11 protein-coding genes are annotated in these 18710 nt (G+C 40.2%); 6 read left to right on the top strand and 5 right to left on the bottom strand.

All coding sequences use genetic code 11. From position 1 onward, the window contains the following. Window positions 1-2 precede the first annotated feature (2 nt). The 6 genes from BTR25_RS12665 to fabF all read left to right on the top strand — a co-directional run bounded on the left by BTR25_RS12665 (window position 3) and on the right by fabF (window position 13605). Window positions 3-1553, top strand: coding sequence for a response regulator (locus BTR25_RS12665; RefSeq protein ID WP_075688426.1), 1551 nt, complete (start codon window positions 3-5; stop codon window positions 1551-1553). Next, the gene (gene xylF, locus BTR25_RS12660; protein ID WP_075688425.1) at window positions 1550-2653 is read left to right on the top strand and encodes a D-xylose ABC transporter substrate-binding protein; all 1104 of its coding nucleotides are present in this window, start codon (window positions 1550-1552) and stop codon (window positions 2651-2653) included. The genes BTR25_RS12665 and xylF overlap by 4 nt, the downstream gene beginning before the upstream one ends. Before the next feature lie 127 nt (window positions 2654-2780). After that, complete coding sequence (locus BTR25_RS12655) at window positions 2781-3200, top strand: hypothetical protein (protein ID WP_075688424.1); 420 nt, start codon at window positions 2781-2783, stop codon at window positions 3198-3200. An 11-nt stretch (window positions 3201-3211) separates the two neighbouring features. After that, a complete protein-coding gene (locus BTR25_RS12650) occupies window positions 3212-8170 on the top strand; it encodes a DUF4132 domain-containing protein (RefSeq protein WP_075688423.1) in 4959 nt (1652 codons plus the stop codon). A 417-nt stretch (window positions 8171-8587) separates the two neighbouring features. Further along, window positions 8588-12151, top strand: a complete 3564-nt coding sequence (locus BTR25_RS26855) for a LamG-like jellyroll fold domain-containing protein (RefSeq protein ID WP_083652354.1) — start codon at window positions 8588-8590, stop codon at window positions 12149-12151. 209 nt (window positions 12152-12360) lie between these two features. Next, on the top strand, window positions 12361-13605 hold the full coding sequence (gene fabF, locus BTR25_RS12620) for a beta-ketoacyl-ACP synthase II (protein WP_075688422.1): 1245 nt from the start codon (window positions 12361-12363) through the stop codon (window positions 13603-13605). 55 nt (window positions 13606-13660) lie between these two features. Here the strand turns inward: fabF and BTR25_RS12615 are convergent, their stop codons facing one another. From BTR25_RS12615 to BTR25_RS12595, 5 genes are all read right to left on the bottom strand, one after another. After that, the gene (locus BTR25_RS12615; RefSeq protein WP_075688421.1) at window positions 13661-14224 is read right to left on the bottom strand and encodes a hypothetical protein; all 564 of its coding nucleotides are present in this window, start codon (window positions 14222-14224) and stop codon (window positions 13661-13663) included. A gap of 37 nt (window positions 14225-14261) precedes the next feature. After that, window positions 14262-15980, bottom strand: coding sequence for a PQQ-dependent sugar dehydrogenase (locus BTR25_RS12610; RefSeq protein WP_075688420.1), 1719 nt, complete (start codon window positions 15978-15980; stop codon window positions 14262-14264). Window positions 15981-16142: 162 nt separating this feature from the next. Then, window positions 16143-16586 (bottom strand): SRPBCC family protein, encoded by a 444-nt coding sequence (locus BTR25_RS12605; protein WP_075688419.1) that lies wholly within the window; start codon window positions 16584-16586, stop codon window positions 16143-16145. A gap of 254 nt (window positions 16587-16840) precedes the next feature. Next, on the bottom strand, window positions 16841-17749 hold the full coding sequence (locus BTR25_RS12600; RefSeq protein ID WP_075688418.1) for a nuclease-related domain-containing protein: 909 nt from the start codon (window positions 17747-17749) through the stop codon (window positions 16841-16843). A gap of 57 nt (window positions 17750-17806) precedes the next feature. Continuing rightward, window positions 17807-18640 (bottom strand): hypothetical protein, encoded by an 834-nt coding sequence (locus BTR25_RS12595; protein WP_075688417.1) that lies wholly within the window; start codon window positions 18638-18640, stop codon window positions 17807-17809. Between the last annotated feature and the right edge of the window lie 70 nt (window positions 18641-18710).

The following is an 18710-nucleotide window of genomic DNA, read 5'->3' as shown; positions in this document are numbered from 1 at the left end:
GCATGATAAGGCTGTTAATCGTGGATGATGAACAGATCGAGCGCGAGGGAATGCAGGTTATTTTAAATAGGCATTTTCCAGAACTCGTGATTGAGCAGGCGAAAAACGGTAATATGGCGGTACGAATGGCAGGTGAGTTCAAACCAGATCTCATCTTAATGGATATTAAGATGCCTGGAATGAATGGGCTCGAAGCAGTGGAAAAGATATGTGCAAATGATCCCACTATTAAATTCATTATGGTAACAGCCTATGACACCTTTGACTATATGCGGCAAGCGATTAAATTTGGAGTAAAGGATTATCTGCTTAAACCGAGTAAGTCAAGTGATATCGTGTTAACAATTGGAAAAGTATTGAAGCAGATTGAAGAAGAAAGTGAATTGCGTTTAAAGAATAAGCAAGAAAAGGATGCACTTCAGAAAACATTGGCTCTCGTGGAAACAGATGTTGTCACACAGTTGTTGTTCGATCATGTACATGAGGTCCATGTAGACATGTTGTTAGAGATGCTGGATATTCCATCAACGAAACAGCTGTTTGTGATGAGCGTCTTGCTTCCGAAAGGCTCCGAAAACTACTATTCTGCTATTAAAGAGAAAGTCAGGAAGTCGAAGAGCGGATGGGTTGGTGCCTTGTATAGTAATCAACTTCCCATTATCGTATTTAGACAGCCAGACCAAACTTTTCGTACTCAAGCAACAACTCTCGCTCGTGAAATCCTTTCTTTATCAGAAGCTGACCTCAAAGAATGGTTTGTCGGAATAGGGAATATATGTGGTTCTTTGGCTCAAATTCGGCAATCCTATCAAGAGTCGCTGATTGCTAGTATGGACACAACACTTCCGGTTAAATACCGCTACTATTCAGATGTTCCCGCTATCAATGATGTAAACAATCAACAATTGGTAAAACACCATAAAAAAGAGTTTTTTGATCAGATTAGATTTGGCGAATGGGAATCAATCCGTACCGACATTATGAATGTGATTCAATACTATGAAAATGAAAATATTGATCTTCTGCAAATTCAGCAACGACTACTTGAAGTTTTATGGATTGTATCAAGAGTTTTGAGAGAAATGGGAGTTGTGACTGCTACACCACTGTATTCCTACCAAACGATAGATTATCGCCACCTCCGTTCTGAGACAAATCAGCTACTTGATAAAATGAAACAATCGTACGATCAACATTATGAGCGGCTTGAAGCAGATACGATTCATCAAATTAAGCAATATATTATTGAACACTCTAGTGAAGATATATCTTTAGATACATTAGCCAAAAAGGTAGATTTAAGTCCGATCTACATTAGTAAAATGTTCAAAGAAAAACTAGGGATCAACTACATTGATTTATTGACTGAATGCCGGATTGAAAAAGCGAAGAAACTGCTGGGTGATCCAGAAAAAAGTATAAAAGAAATCACCTTCGAGGTCGGGTACCACGATCCTAACTATTTTAGTAAGGTGTTTAAGAAAATGTGCACAATATCGCCGAAGGATTATCGAAGAACGCTGAATGGGAAAAAGGAAATGAATAGTTTATGATGGGGCTAACTGAAAAAGGCAGGTCCGTAATGACAGTGGTAAGGGTGTCCCTATTCATAGTTATCAGTGCACTGCTCGGTGTTACGGCTGCTTGTGAAAAAGGAGACGAGATTCCTGAGCCGGCAGTCTCACCAGGAATCTCACAAGAAGCAAACCAAGCTGTTGAGGCCATGATTAAAATAGGATTTTCAATGGATACATTAGAGGAGGAACGCTGGCTTAAGGACCGAGATCTATTTAAAGAGGCTGTAGAAGGTCTTGGAGCAGAAGTAGAGATTTTGGCAGCTAATGGAGACGATGCGTTGCAGATATCACAAGCTGAAACATTAATTAGCCAGGGTGTTGATCTGCTAGTTGTCGTTCCGCACAATGCAGAAGCCACTGCAGCGATTGTGAATAAAGCCCATTTAGCCGGTATTAAGGTAGTTTCCTACGATCGCCTCATCAAAAATGCCGATATTGACCTGTATATTTCTTTTGACAATGAAATGGTAGGCGAGTTGCAGGCAAGGGAGATTACGGAACTAGTTCCAAAAGGGAAATATGTCTACATCGGTGGGGCAGAAACCGATAATAATGCACATTTGTTTAAAAAAGGTGTTTTTAACGTGCTGGAGCCTTATATTGACCGAGGTGACATTACTATCGTTTATGACCAATGGACCGAGAACTGGACACCTGCTAATGCCTACAAAAACATGCTGGATGCTCTAAAAGCCAATGATAATCAGATCGACGCAGTGATTGCTGCCAATGATGCAACAGCCGGTGCTGTAATTGAAGCACTCGCAGCCCATGGACTTGCAGGGAAAATACCTGTCGCAGGACAGGATGCAGAGCTTGCCGCCACGCAGCGCATTGTGCAAGGAACGCAGACCATGACAGTGTACAAGCCAATCAATGTGCTAGCCAAAGAGGCAGCTGAAATTGCAGTTAAAATGGCAAAAGGAGAAGCCGTTGTTGCGGGTAGTCGAGTAAACAACGGAAAAATCGAAGTCCCCTCATTATTACTCTTTCCAATTGCAGTAAACAAATCAAATATAGACGAAACAGTAATCAGAGACGGCTTCCATTCTAGGGAGCAGGTTTATTTGAAGTAAGCACAGGGCCGGTCCTCCAGCTTCCTTAGGAAACCAGGAGAACCGGTCCTGCGTACTTTTTACAGATAATTAATATTCTTTCAATTGAAAGTATTGTTTATAATTAGCCTTAACAGAGGTGATGTTCGTGAAGGTGTATGTTTCTGTGAAGCAGGCAGGAAGACGTAAGGCATATCTCACAAAGGAAGAATTGATTTTAACCAGAATTCCAACTAGTTTAAGGGAGCTGATTACAGAGGTCATTACGGGGAATGTTGCGGAATACAATAAAAAGGCAGAAGAACACGTATTACTTAAATACCTTTCTTTCGATGACATAGAGAACGAGGTACAAGCTGGGAAGGTAGGATTTGGGGAACGATTCAATACTCAGCAGGCAGATTCTGCTCAAGCAGTTGATACTACGATGACAGCTTTTACAGATGGTCTGTTTAGAGTTTTTGTTGGCGACCAAGAGATCTCGACTCTTGATGGGCCTCTTGAAGTAAAAGAAGCTGATGTATTGACTTTTATTCGGTTTACGATGCTAGCAGGGAGAATGTGGTGAGGTGTTGTTAATTGTATTACTACTATCAAGATAGTGAAGCTATTAAAAAATATATTGAAAAGCTGAATGTAAAAACCATTTTGTCCTTTGGCAGGAATAAAGACATCATCAATGCAATAGTAGCCTGTCATAAAATCAAGGGATACAACTACGAAGAGTGGAACAAAAAGCAAGCTAATCTTTACTCTACTCTATGGACGGAAAACACCGAGTCTATATCAGTGATTTTTAGCGGATCTGAATTTAAGGTGTTGGTCACTCTTTTTGGCAGGGAGTGGGCTGAGAAGTTTAAAAAAGTCTGGGATAACAGTTCTGAATACATTTACTCTTCCGGAATGGAACGGCGGTCTTTTCGGACAAAGTCCTTTGATGTGCTATATCTGGCAACGGCTATTGAGAAGCTGAACGGTATGCTTCACTTAGTGGCAGTGAACTTTTCCTACGAGGAATATTTCGCCTCTAAGGACAATAAATTTGCATTCAATCCGGTCCTTCCAGATTTGTTAGCTTTAGAAATAGATGAGAATAATGAAATGGTGATCAATCAGATTCAGGATATCATTTATGGTGATAACAATACGGGTCTTGTCTCACGCGAAATGATTAAAGGCCTGTTGATGAGCCGAAGTGAACATGCACATAAAATGATAAGCGAACTGCTTTTGGCAGCTAAACTGCAGGAGGGTCTTCGCCAAACGATTGTTGAATGTATGGATGAAGGTTCGAGAGAAGGATTTCTGTATCTTTTAAAAACGATAGTAGACCATAATCTCATTAGATTTTCATCTGTGGTTAGGGCATTTGATGTATGGACAGGCCTTGGAATAACGGCTCAGAAGCCTTCTGTGATAAAGAGATGTTTGGAGACAGCTTATAGGTGCTTAAAGGAAAGAGACTTTGCCGAAGAATGCTTGAAAAGTAAGGATGCGCTGTTAATCTATATTGGATTATGGTCTTTGGCGTTTAACGATGTAGCATGGACGGAAACAAAGATTCAAGAATTGATAGCTGAGGAGGAAAAATATAAAAGATTAGTAGCTTTATACTTTTTACAGCAAGTTCAATATCCTCGTTTTCAGCATAAATATGCCTTGCTACTACTGGATGACCCTGATTATGAAGTCAAGAGCTGGGTTCTTAAAAATCTTTACAGTGATATCAACCATCTTTATAACCTAATGGATAATAGGGAAGATAATAAAAAGTACCAGAGAATAGATGGGATTTGCAGCTCATCAGAATTATTTGAAAAGCTGAAACAAATGCTTGATCATATGCCTAAAAAAGAAAAGATTTTTAAGGAGAGCATTTTCCCCTGGTGTGAGACGACAGTTTCTTGTGATGAGATTTTAGTGAAAATGATGCTGACCGCCTCCGAACCAACAGACAGCCAGATTGATGTACTGCTCGACTATAAAGATAAAATGAGTGTGAATACCCGGTCAGCATTTATTGAGGTTTATTTACCTGAGCCGAAAACACTCAAACAAAAAACAGCGATGATTGAATTTATGGGGGATAAAAGCTCGCAGATTCGTTCCACTGCGTTGAAGAAGGTGAAAAAACTACCTTTAACACCTGAAGATTATAAAATAATCGAAAATTTACTTCAGTATAAAGCGGGCGATTTGCGAAAAAATGCAATTTCTATGCTACTAAAACAATCACAAGAAGAGCTCCTAGGCAGTATTAAACGCTTATTTGATGATAAAAGTGAAAACAAGCATTTGGCCGCCTTAGACATCATATCTGCGATTGAAAAAGATCCAAAATATAAGTTAATAGTAGATGAGTGCAGACAAATGGCAGCGGTACTCTCCGAATCATCCCAGCAGACAAAAATATTGGTGGAGAAAATAACCCAGACAAAGACAGAAGATTTTACTGCTTCCGAGGGGTTCGGATTATATCAGCCAAAACAAACACTCACACTGCCAGAATTATCACCACCATCAGGCTTTACTAGCAAAGATATTCTTTCTTCCTCCTTGGAGGAGATCAAACAAACCTTGCAGACTTTCAGTGATTTAGTAGACCAATATAAAGAATATGAATATGAGGTTGAAGACTGGAGTGGTGCAAGACAAAAGGTCATTCTTGGCGGCGAATATTCGATTCGAGCAATCGGTAATCGTGAATCCAGAGATACCTTACGCACCTTAGAAGATTATCCACTAACAGAGGTTTGGAGAGAAGCATCTGACAAACATAAGCTTTCAACTACAAAACTACTAGAAATCCTATTTTATTTTGACTTAAATCAGCAATACTACCGAACAAATAAAGAGTGGTATAAGAAATTGCTTGCACAGCTGTTTCCTAATCATCAGAACGAATTTAAAAGTCTTATTAAAGATTTGTCTTATTCCTATCATGTTCATACCATCCTTCAGGCCATGCTGAATGAGGTAGCTAACACGGAAATATTTGGGCTCACCCGCAATATGGTCAGCTTTATTAGCCAAAAGGTGCCTAAAAAGTGCTTTGCTATGGAATATGAAAATCGAAATAAAACAGATTATTATTATAGTGATTATTCAGACACATTGGTGAATGCACCAGAGATTTCATTTTGGTATAGTACGATGAAAGCTAGTAGTAATGATAATGATGAACAGCAATTTAGGGACGTTTTCCTGCTGGGGTATGCGATGTATAAAGATTCAGGTTATCTCTCGCATACTTGCTTAGAGCTGGCTGATTTTGAAAAGGCATACGAGATCGGTCTTGTTGATGAAAATGAGTTGTATGCCGAGTTATGCGGAAGGCCATTAAGTCCAGAAAATTTGCGGCTTCTGACAAATCATGAATTTCACAACCACAAATCAGTTTCTTCCTGTAAAAAACTGAATGAAGTATGCCGTAGTGTTGTGGACAGGGTCGTATCAATTGAACTAAAGCGGGGAGATATGACAACAGAGGTTAGCAGGCTGGCTTCAAGAATTTATAGATGTACAGGTACTAAATTCTTTGTGGATATAGTAGTAGCTTCCGAAAAGGATACGTATGTACGCGGTTATAATTTTGTCGGTGACGACAGTACGAAAAAGGAGATTTTCAGCCATTTACTTAAGAACTGTTATCCGGCCGATGGTGAGGATGAGAATACACTAAAAGAGCTGCTGGCTAAACGAAAGGTTACTGAGAAACAGCTGATTGATGCGGCGATGTACTCTCTTCAATGGTTTGATATGATTGAGAAATATTTAAATTGGCCAGGGCTTAAATCTGCAGGCTGGTATTTCCATGCACATGTTAACGAGTATTTTTCACATGAAAAAGAATCGATTGTCGCCCGCTATTCCCCTATTCCCCCTGAGGATTTAAAAAGTGGTGCGTTTGATATTGATTGGTTTAAAGAGGCCGACTCTTTACTAGGAGCAAAACGATTTAAAGTGGTTTACAACAGTGCAAAATATATCGCAGGCGGGGGTCTGCATAAACGATCTCAGCTCTTTACCGATGCGATGCTAGGGAAAATTACCTCCGACCAGGCTGAAAAAATAATAACTGAAAAAAGAAATAAGGATTATGTACTATTGTATGGGCTTATTCCTCTTGGGACAGAGAAAAAGGAAATGCTGTATAGATACGAGCTGCTCCACCAATTTCTAAAAGAAAGCAAGCAGTTTGGAGCTCAGCGCCGTGCGAGTGAAGCAAAAGCAGTCGCTATTTCTTTAGAAAATCTAGCTCGGAATGCAGGCTTTCCAGATACAAATCGATTCACCTGGTATATGGAGACGGAAAAAATTAAATCATTCCAACCATACCTAAAACCAGCAGCTATAGGGGATGTGGACATATCTATCAAAATCGATGAGCTTGGCAGGGCAACGGTTGAAGTCATGAAAAACGGTAAACCGAGCAAGCGTATTCCTTCCAAGTTGAAAAATAATGAGTATGTAACTGAAATAAAAGCGGTCCATAAGTCGTTGAAGGCACAGTATACTCGAGCATGGTCAATGCTTGAAAAGGCAATGGAAGCAGGAGATGAATTTACCGCAGTAGAACTGGCGAACCTTTCCGAGCATCCTGTCATTTATCCGTTAGTAAAGAATCTCGTCTTTAAATCTGGTAATAATTTAGGGTATTTTAAGGATGGAGCACTGGTTGGAACGGAAAAGCAGAGCCTACCAATACAGCCTGAGGACACCTGCATCATTGCCCATCCTGTTCATCTATACGAAAACCGGGTATGGTCAGCTTTTCAACAGGATATATTTGAATGCGGGATTATCCAGCCGTTTAAGCAGGTTTTTCGCGAACTGTACAAACCTACTGCTGATGAGTTGGAGGCAAGGACCATCTCTAGTAGGTATGACGGTCATCAGATTCAGCCGAAAAAGGCTGCTGCGCTTCTAAAGAGCAGGGGCTGGACAGTAAGCTATGGTGAAGGGCTGCAAAAGGTTTTTTATAAGGAAAATATGATTGCCCATATTTTTGCAATGGCAGATTGGTATTCTCCAGCCGATGTAGAGGCACCAACGATTGAAGGAGTCCAATTTACGGAAAGAAATACAGGAAAAGGAATCCCGTTTACAGAGGTTCCTAACGTTATTTTTTCAGAAATCATGCGCGATGTGGATTTAGTCGTAAGTGTGGCGCATGTTGGGGGCGTTGATCCAGAAGCAAGCTTATCAACGGTGGAAATGAGAACAGCGATTATGACAGAACTAGTTCGCCTCTTAAAGTTAACGAATGTGGAATTAAAAGGCTCCCATGCTCTTATTACGGGGATGTTTGGCAAATATACTGTGCACCTTGGCAGCGGAGTTGTTCATAAAATGGCTAGCGGGGCAGTGAATATACTTCCGATTCATTCCCAGCACAGAGGTCGACTGTTTTTACCGTTCATAGATGATGATCCCAAAACTGCGGAAATCACCTCTAAAATCGTCTTGCTGGCTGAGGATTATAAAATAAAAGACCCAACCATCTTGGTGCAGATTGCTGATGGTGTTACGAAATAGTACCTCTCTTTAACCTCTATCCTTTTTGGGTAGAGGTTTTTTATTGAAACATTTAAGAGAATTTGAAGTGACACTATGAAAATAAGTACGGACAACTAAATGGACGATGAAGAATAAATTAGCTAGTTGAATGCAAATTTACTAGAAAGATTGGTACGGACGACTGGAGTTTTGAGAAATAGAGACTCCAACTTTTTTAGTGAATAGATTTTTTTATTAGTTTTATTTATTAGTAATATTGAGAATTTACTAGATTTATAGTATTGTTTATTTTGTAGTAACTTGTTCGACTTTTTTTGGAAGCGTTTTATAACTTGTATGTACATCTGTGATTGAATGGGAGGGGGATTTCCGACAAACAGCATTTAAAGTAAAATGGTTGCGCTATCATTTTAGAAAGATAAAGGAGAAGGTTATATGAGGAAAAGTATTATTAAAAAAAGTACACTTGTTTTTTTAACTTTAATCTTGTTATTACCTAATACTATTTTTGGAATTGAGCAATCTAGTGTGCTTGAGCCACCTGTAATTAGAAATGCCACTGTTCATGACCCATCTATTATTAAGGATGCAAAAAGCGGTACATACTATGTGTTTGGTTCACACATTGCTGCTGCTAAATCAACCGATTTAATAAGCTGGGACAATTTCACAAATGGATACAACACCCCAAATAATACTCTTTTTGGTGACTTATCTAAGACACTTGCCGGTTCTTTTAAGTGGGCTGGGGAAAATGATTCAGACTCTAGAGGCGGATTTGCCGTTTGGGCTCCGGATATTTTCTGGAATCAAGATTATATCAATGAAGATGGAACAACTGGTGCTTATATGATGTACTATAGCGTTTCGTCTACCTATATCCGTTCTGCAATTGGTATTGCTGTAGCGAAAGACATTGAAGGTCCTTATCAATATGTAGATACGATTATGTATTCTGGCTTCACGAACAACGAGGCTTATGACCGAAACAGTACGGTAAATAAGCATTGGCAGAATACCAATCTTTCAAAATTAATTGCAGATGGTGTAATTAGTGGGGTAAATCCAGCATGGTTCACTTCTACTGGAGCCTACAATAACAAACTTTATACAAATGCCATCGATGCTAACATCCTCTATGACGAAAATGGCAAGCTGTGGATGACGTATGGTTCGTGGTCTGGCGGTACATTTATTTTAGAATTGGACAAGCAAACAGGTCAGCCTAAGTATCCTGGTGTAGACGGTCAAACTGCAGATGGCAGAATGATCGACAGATATTTTGGTACAAAAATTGCTTCAGGATATGGTAGATCTGCAGAAGCGACGTATGCAGTATACGATAAGGAATCTGATTATTATTATCTTTATATCACATATGGTGGTTTAGCGGCTGATGGCGGCTACCAAATGAGACAATTCAGATCAAAGACTATTGAAGGACCTTATGCTGATGCAAAAGGAAATGCTGCTGTTTTTCCAGCATCCTTCGATGTTGGAGTAGGAAACTTTCCAAGCAGGACCGACCATAAAGATATCGGTAACAAAATGATTGGAAACTTCTTATTTAAGAGAGATCTTGGCGAGGCAGGAACTGGAATAGGTACAGGCTATAAATCTCCAGGTCACAATTCCTATTATATTGATGATGAAACAGGTAAACAGTATCTCGTGACTCATACTCGTTTTCCGCAACAAGGGGAAATGCACGAGGTTCGCGTACACCAAACCTTTAAGAACAGTGCTGAATGGCCGGTACCAACACCGTATCGTTACGCTGGCGAAACAATCGCGGCTGTTTCAAAGGCAGATGTTGCCGGTGATTATAAATACGTGAACCATGGCAAAGAAATTACCGGTGATTTAACAGAATCAACATGGGTAAAATTAAATGCGGACAACACGATTACTGGTGCTGTAACAGGTACATGGAAGCTTTATGACAATTACAGAGCAGAACTAGTGATTGACAATGAAGGTACGTATGATGGGGTCTTCATTCGTCAATATGACCCGACTTCAGAGAGCTGGGTAATGACGTTTAGTGCGATGTCTGACCAAGGTATCGTCATTTGGGGAAGCCATGTGGAAGCGTCTTCAGACCAAGAATTAGTACAGGCAATTAAAAAAGAGCTGACTACTATTTTTCCGGCTAATGTCATTAGCAATCTTACACTTCCAACTGTAGCAACAAGAGGATCGCAGATTGCGTGGGCATCTTCTAACCCAGAGGTAGTAGCGAATGATGGAACCGTAACTAGACCAAAATTCGGCTCGGACAATGCAACGGTAGAACTAACCGCTTCGATTACATTGGGCGAAGTGACAGACACACAAACCATCACCGTTACAGTTTTAGCAGAAGAACAGGGCGGCTTAGCGGCTTACTACGATTTTAGCAACGGTTTGAAAGATCGTTCCGGAAACCAAACTGAGGCTACAGTGACGGGAGATAGACTAAATAATACAGGCGGCGAAATTACCTTTGAAGAGGGTGTTGTCGGACAAGCTGCTAAATTTGACGGGAAATCTGGAATACGTTTAGGCAACGGGTTAATTACAGGTGATACGTACTCAGTATCATTGTGGCTGAAGCCTGAAGCCATTACGGAATTTACAACCTCTTTCTTTGGTGCTAGAACAGAAAACAATTGGATTAGTGTTGTTCCAAAAACACCTTGGGGCAATACAATGGTTTGGTCACACAATGGTGATCAATGGTATGACGCTGTAACGGATAAGACGATTCCTGCAGGCGAGTGGTCACACCTTACGTTTACGGTTAACAAAGGAAAAGCCGAGTTCTATATTAACGGTGTGAAAAAGTACACAGGAACAAATTTCCCGAATGTATTCACTTCTTTAGACGCGGTATTTGGCCTAGGTGTTAACTACTGGGATGTTCCTTTTAAAGGATTAATGGATGAAGTTCGTGTCTATGATGGAGTCGCTCTTCCAGAAAAGGAAATTCAGGCACTTTATCAGAACCCAGATGGATTAACCGCACAGTATAATTTTGAAGATAATCTTGAAGACCAAACTGCCAACTATACGGCTGGAACGATTACTGGGAATTCTGTCGATAATACAGGCGGTGCTATTTCCTACGTGGATGGCGTAACGGGTAAAGCGGCTGTATTCAACGGTCAGTCTGGTGTTCGTTTACCGAATGGTTTACTATCAAGCAATAGTTATTCTGTATCTTTTTGGTTAAATCCACAAGAATTAACACAGCATACAACAACCTTCTTTGGTGCAAGAACAAACAGTAATTGGTTAAGTCTTGTACCGTTTGGACCAGGTGCCGGGGATACAATGGTATGGTCAGGCAGCGACCCTTGGTACGATGCAACAACAGGTATGAAAATACCAACAAATAAATGGACGCATATGGCATTTACTGTAAATAATGGTGAAATGAAGGTTTACGTAAATGGCGAACAAGCATTTACGGGACAAAACTTCCCGAACCTATTCACAACAGCAGATGGTGTATTTGCCCTTGGTGTTAACTATTGGGACACTCCATATAAAGGATTAATGGATGACTTAAAGGTCTATGGTAATACCGTCCTTTCTGGCGAAGAGGTAAAAGCTTATTATTCTAGCCTAGCAGGAACTGAGGAACCAGGAACAGGAGACCCAGGAACTGAGGARCCAGGAACAGGAGACCCAGGAACTGAGGARCCAGGAACAGGAGACCCAGGAACTGAGGAACCAGGAACAGGAGACCCAGGAACTGAGGAGCCAGGAACAGGAGACCCAGGAACTGAGGARCCAGGAACAGAAGCGCCAGGAACTGGGACTCCAGTTACTGAACAGCCAGGAACAGAACAACCTGTACTCGAACAGCCAGAAACTGAGGCTTTAGATGAAGGAAACGAGTTACCAGATACGGCAACCAATCAATTTAATTTGTTAGCATTAGGGTTCCTAATCATCGTTGCAGGTTCTGCTATTTACTTCATACTAAGAAAGAAAAAGAATATATTAAACTAATGGTACAAGAAACCTTCTTTTGTTTTTATGCAAAAGAAGGTTTTTTTATATAAATAGTTAAATATAATAAATATATTAAGACCTACTAATTTGTCCAACTACTAGTAATTAGTTACAATAGTAAAGACATAAAGGTGCACTTCTTTTTCATGCTAGGGGGAATTTTCACAATCATTTAAGAATTCTAACTGTAAAGGGGAAAAGCTCAAATGAATAGAAGAATAGTGGTTACAGGTATTGGAGCAGTCACTCCTTTGGGGAATGATGCATTGACAACATGGAATAACATTAAAAATGGGATCTCTGGTATTGCTCCAGGGACGATATACGATGTAGACAAGGTTGATGTGAAAATTGCAGCAGAAGTGAAAGACTTTGCACCAGAAGAATTTATGGATAAAAAAGAAGCGCGAAGAATGGGCCGTTACAGTCAATTCGCGGTGGCTGCCAGTAAAATGGCTGTAAAGGATGCTGGCCTTCAAATCGGTGTCGATATTAATCCAGAACGGGTCGGTGTCTGGATTGGGTCAGGTATTGGCGGACTAGCAGAATTTGAGGAACAGCATCGTAAATTTATTGAAAAAGGCCAAAGAAGAGTAAATCCATTTACGATACCAATGTTTATCCCTGACATGGCGGCTGGACAGGTATCCATTGAACTGGGGGCAAAAGGAATGAACAGCTGTACGGTCACAGCCTGTGCCTCAGGTGCTAATTCCATTGGTGATGCATTCCGGGTGATTCAAAAAGGCGATGCGGACATCATGATTGCCGGCGGAACAGAAGCGACGATTACAGAAATGACGATAGCTGGTTTTTCCAATATGACCGCACTCTCCAAAAATCCAGATCCCAAAACGGCAAGCCGGCCATTTGATAAGAATCGTGATGGATTTGTCATCGGTGAAGGTGCTGGGATTGTCGTATTAGAAGAATTAGAACACGCCCTTGCCCGCGGCGCTCATATTTACGGAGAGTTGATTGGGTACGGAGCTACAGCGGATGCCCATCATATTACCTCACCTGCACCTGAGGGTGAAGGTGCGCAGCGAGCCATGAAACTAGCATTAGCAGATGCCGGCATTACTCCTCCGCAAGTGGACTATATCAATGCTCATGGCACATCGACTAGTTATAACGATTTGAATGAGACTTTAGCAATCAAAGAAGTCTTTAAAGAGCATGCTTATACGCTTTCCGTTAGTTCTACAAAATCAATGACAGGACATTTGCTAGGAGCAACGGGTGCGATCGAAGCGATTTTTTCACTTTTAGCCATTAAGGAAGGGATCCTTCCTCCAACAATAAATTATGAAACACCGGACGAACAGCTGGATTTAGATTACGTACCAAACGTAGCAAAGAGGAAGGATATTCAGATCGCTTTATCCAACTCCTTAGGATTTGGCGGACATAACGCAACATTAATTTTTAAAAAGTTTAGTGAGATTTAGTAAGACTAGAGAAAAAGAAAAACTCGTCATTGACGAGTTTTTTATTTTTAAAGGTTTACGCTTTTAATTGGTCTAAGAATCTAGGTAATACTCGTAAAACAAGCTCTGTCCAAAACCAACAATAACCAAGTGAAAATAAGTAAATGATGAGGATATTCCACATGCTAAACTCGATTAAAAATGGTCCTAGAATAGGAAATCTAACACCGTAAAGTAAGAAACAAATCCCCAATAATAAAAATACTGCTGATAATATTACAGCTTTCCATATCCTATTTACCAACAGAAAGCTGAATCCAAGCCCTATGGCCATGATGCCTGTAGTAAAGGGAAAGACAATGAGTTCAGAAGGCTGAAGAAGTAGTAATAGAAAAATTGTAAGAAGATAACACAATAAGCCAAACGAAGGTCCAATCAACATACTAAGAATGATAGGGGCAGAGGAAAAAGGGCTGATTAACATCCCAATGCCTGGAATCCATCCGCCTGAAGACTGAAAAATAGCCGCGATTAAACCAAGTAACGCTGTGGCCACTAACTTAAACGGAAGGCTTTGCCGACTTTTAATTTTATCCATGAGCGGTGATATCGTTTCTTGAATATCTTTATTCCAAAACATCTAGTTATCACCCTTTTAAACATTAGGGTATAGTCATCTAGTTATCTCTAACGATTCTCCAAACGGAACCAGTCCCGGCACTTTTGTCTCTAGGACCCATTAATCCGAAATCAATCACATACAGTTCATCGGCTTCCGGATTAAAAATAGCAGCAACGGGTCTTTTAGGACCACTTTCAATCTCCAAACCTACATGATTTGTATAGAAATCCCGAATCTGTCCCGTTTCAAGATTAACCCGAACGACCTTTAGGCCGCTTTTTCCATCCATTCCTCCGAGCTGACCAACAAATGCCTCACCGACAAAGCCAAAGCTTCGATTGGTTGAAAACGAAAATTTATTCGATGAAGAATGCGGTTCAAAGCGAACGATCGGCTGGCCTGCGAGTTTTGGGTGACTTTTTAAAAGAAAAGTAGGCTTTGGCTTTCCTTCTACACGAAAACGCGGGCTGGTTGCTGGTAATCCACTGAAAAAGTCAGGCCAGCCATACCAGCCATTTTCTTTTACCTCCCAAAAATTATCCCAATCCTCATTGATGGGACGGCTTCCCCGATTATCTGCTCCATTGTCGGTTATATAAAGCTTTTGGTCAAAAGGGGAGAAGGTCAATCCAAATGGGTTGCGAAGCCCGTCTGCATAAACCTGCAAATCACTGCCATCCAAATTGCAGCGATAAACCACCCCGTTTGCGTAAAGGTTTCCTTTTATCACCTCTCCATCCTGATTCGGTACCCCAAACGGTTTAAAGGCTCCTGTTTCCACGGCACTGCCTTCTGGATTAAAGGGGTTATTCGTGATAAAGTCTTTTCCATAAACAACATAATCTCTAGCAGGTGTATCATGGAATTTTGGATTTCGCCTTACCCACGATTGATTATCTGTACCAACTACAGCTGAATTTGTAGCGGTTCCAACCGTAAAATATAACATTCGATCGGGACCAACCTTAATATCTCCGGTAAAATGATCTCCACAAGACTTAAGACCAGACACTAGTGTCGTTTTCTCTCCGTTTGGAGCTAGTTTGGTAATTTTGCCACACCCATCTGAGGTGCTTTTTCCAAATCCAGCCTCAGCAACATAGAAATGGCCCTCGAACCAGGTTAAACCTGTTAGCGGTACGGAAAAACCTCTAGCAATCTCTGTTTTTTGTCCATTTGGACCAATTTGATAAATTCGTCCTTCTCCAGGTTCAGCACCATAGGCATAACCGGCCTCAGCTAGAAACATATTTCCCTTATCATCAAAGGTCATAACCGTTGGAAAAGTAAGGCCATCGATTACCTTTTCTAAGCGGTATCCATTTTCGAGAGAATAATCTTGTCTTGCGGCACGGTCATCGTAGTTCGGAAAACATTGCCTTAATTCTGTAAGCTTTTCAATTTGCCATTTTTTATTAGAGATGATGTTGTTTAGGTAGTAGGATTGGGAGGAGGGGGATAAAAAGTAATGAGTATAACCTTCATACTCCTGTAATAATTCATTTTCCCTTGTTAGTAGTTCGTCAAGCAGGTCGTATATTTGCTGTGGCGGATCAAAATAGCTAGGACTAGGAGGCAGTTTCTTTCCACGAGTAGCAGCCATTTGCTGTAAGGTCATTAATTGCGATTCTTGGATTTTCACGAGCATTCCAAGCTTTTGCGCTAGTTGGGAATCTGTATTCATTTTGTTAAGATGATAATAGAGTGCATAGTTAATATACTCCCACCGATATTCCTTCTCAACCATCCCCTTAGGAATGTATCCTTTGTTCATAAGTTCAACTCCTCCAGGAAGATTAGGTAATTTACCCCTATTTATATACATATTAGGGATGTAGAGAAGTTATGAAGGCTTATATTTTTAAAAATAAGCTTAGGAAAGAAGGCGTGCAGCCAACTTGTGGATTTACACGCCATTTTTGTTGTTGTGATGCAATTAATGAATTAGTGATGCTCTTAAAGTATTTGTCCCATTTTCTAGGTAACCCTTTAGACAAGTTAACATATACACCCAGCCGCCTTTTTGGCCAACCATTTTGTTGATTAGATCGGGGTCATCTTCTTTAAAACCAGATTCAATTATTTCGATAATGGTTTGGGTGTTTTCAAGCGACTCTAGGGTAATCGTGACGATGGTTTGCTGGTTTAGTTCACCCCAAGAGAACTGGATTTTCTTATTTTCTTCCACTTCTAACACCTGTATGACTCCTTCTGCATTGTACTCATCATATCTCCAGGTAATCGTTTTGCCCTGCTCAATTCTCCCTGTACCTGAAGAAAACCAATAATTAGCCATTTGGTTAGGGTCGGCTATTGCTTCGAAAACCTCGGTGGCGGGCTTTCTTATGTTAAATTTCGTTGTTATTTCTTTCGTACTCAAGCTGAATCATCTACTTTCGTATGTAATTTTTCTTTGTGCCTAATAATAGCAATTTGGAGATAGAAGTCAACTGCTATCTTAGCAAACTTGGACAGTGGGTAAAGAAACCGAGGATCGGTGTCCGGTAGGTAGGAGGGTTCAATCGGACAATCATGGTTGGAAGAGTGGAGTCGTTGTCAAAGAGGAGACGTCAATCGGACAAGGTGAGCAAAATAAGCTTGAATCTGTCCAATACAGGACAGATTCAAAGGCTGTTATATATAATACGTATGTCTATGAACACTGCAAGCAGTATAGTTTTTCTTTAAAACCCTAGTAAATGTCCTCTTCGACATATTCATATTACACCACTCATAGATCCTCGGGGTAGTAATCCTCCGCTCAGGAAACAGTAGCTTATATTCAGCTACATTCCGCAAAATAGCTTGTTCAAAAGTTTCATGGCCTCCACATTTCACGCATACCAGCCTATTACTTTCAATTGAAAGAGAAAAGGTCAAACATGTTTTACACAAAGTCCCTTTATTCAAGTGATCATAATCAAATTCAGGCAATTGTACAAAGGGGTTCTTTGTTTGATGGAGTGAAAGGATTTGTTGGGCTAGCGTTTTATGGCCATCATTTAATTTTGAAGGTGTGCTGTTTAAATCCTGAAAAAAATGATTTATTTGAGTGGGGAGAAGGAAAGGCTGGTCCATGGGAGCTTTGTACAAGGTGAACTCTGGATTGATAAAAATAACGGAGGAATCCACAAGGTAATCTAGCTTTAAGTTTTGGAGAAGCTGGCGGAAAAGAGTGGCACATCTTTTCAACTGGAGTACTGGATTCTTGTATTCCCGTTCGGTTTTTACTGCCATAAGTATTTCATCTTTTAAGTACCAATCACCTTCAAAATTCTTTATATCCAAAAGCTGAATCAGTCCCTGCGAAATAATCAAAGTATCAATTTGAAAGTAGGAGTTATTTACTTGTAGCAACAGGTCATTCATAATATATCTTTCTTCTAATAAACTTTCGGCTAATAAATCAAATTTCACCTCCCCCTCATAACCTTTTTCTAGGTTGTAAAGGTGTACCTTTTCATTATAAGGCAAATCCATCCGCGCATTTAAACTACGCATAATAAATAATTCTTCCGATTCGGTCCTAGCCTTAAGTAACATAAGTGTTATCCTTCCATAATCAGATATAGGGCTGACGAAAAACGTCTGCCCCGATAGTTAAAAGTTGAAGCATTTTCTTGCTTTTGGCGGATAGATCCCGCCAGTATGAAACCATTTGTAGTACAGGTCATTCCGTTTTCTACCGATGGAACCGTTCATAATCAGGCCAAGTTTCATCAATTCTGATGGTAATCCTTTTAGCTGATACATCCGGTCAGTTTTATATTCTGTTAATTCAATCAGATCATCGATCAATTTTGTCACAACGAAACAACTATTCACTTGATCAGCACACTGTTCAAATTCATTGTCCAGATTTTCAATATCTTTGAATGGATTCCAGTCATCCTGGAAGAGTTTGGGATAGTGGTCTAAAAAGATGGCATGGAGGATGCTTTCACAAATGATTAGGTCGGATACTGCAGCTTTTACATAATTGGTAACAATAGGATACCAATTCGTTTGGGCACGTTTATCAAGCCATTTAACAAACATTTTTAATTCATTTAGATAGGTTTCAGCTTCATTTTGGTTTGGGTTAATTTGTAGGTTATGTGGAATAAAGGCGAAAATCAATTCTTCCCAAAAAGGGGAATGGCATGCTTTCCAAGAAGGGGGACAATTATCTTCTAGGCGAGTAGTCATATATTCTGCGAGTACACGGAGGAATTCATTGCGGTTTTCATTTTTAGGATCTTCCAATTTATAGGCAATCAAATCTTTTCCATAATACTCGAGGATACCGCGTTGCCTCATGTCAAACTCGGAACTTATGGCTAAGTTCTTAAAGAACTCTGTCCGTTCTTTCGTGGTTGTAAATGGTACGACCCTAACATTTACCTCTGGCATGTTGGCATTACTAACATTCCTTTTATGACGACTACTTCTCATAAATCAACCTGCTTTCAAATGAATTATTTTGGAGGGTAATACGAGGAACAATTTGTATTATACCGCTAAT

The organism is Bacillus sp. MRMR6, assembly GCF_001940785.1.
Classification (GTDB): Bacteria; Bacillota; Bacilli; order Bacillales; family Cytobacillaceae; genus Neobacillus.
This window is presented reverse-complemented; position numbering and strand designations above follow the sequence as displayed.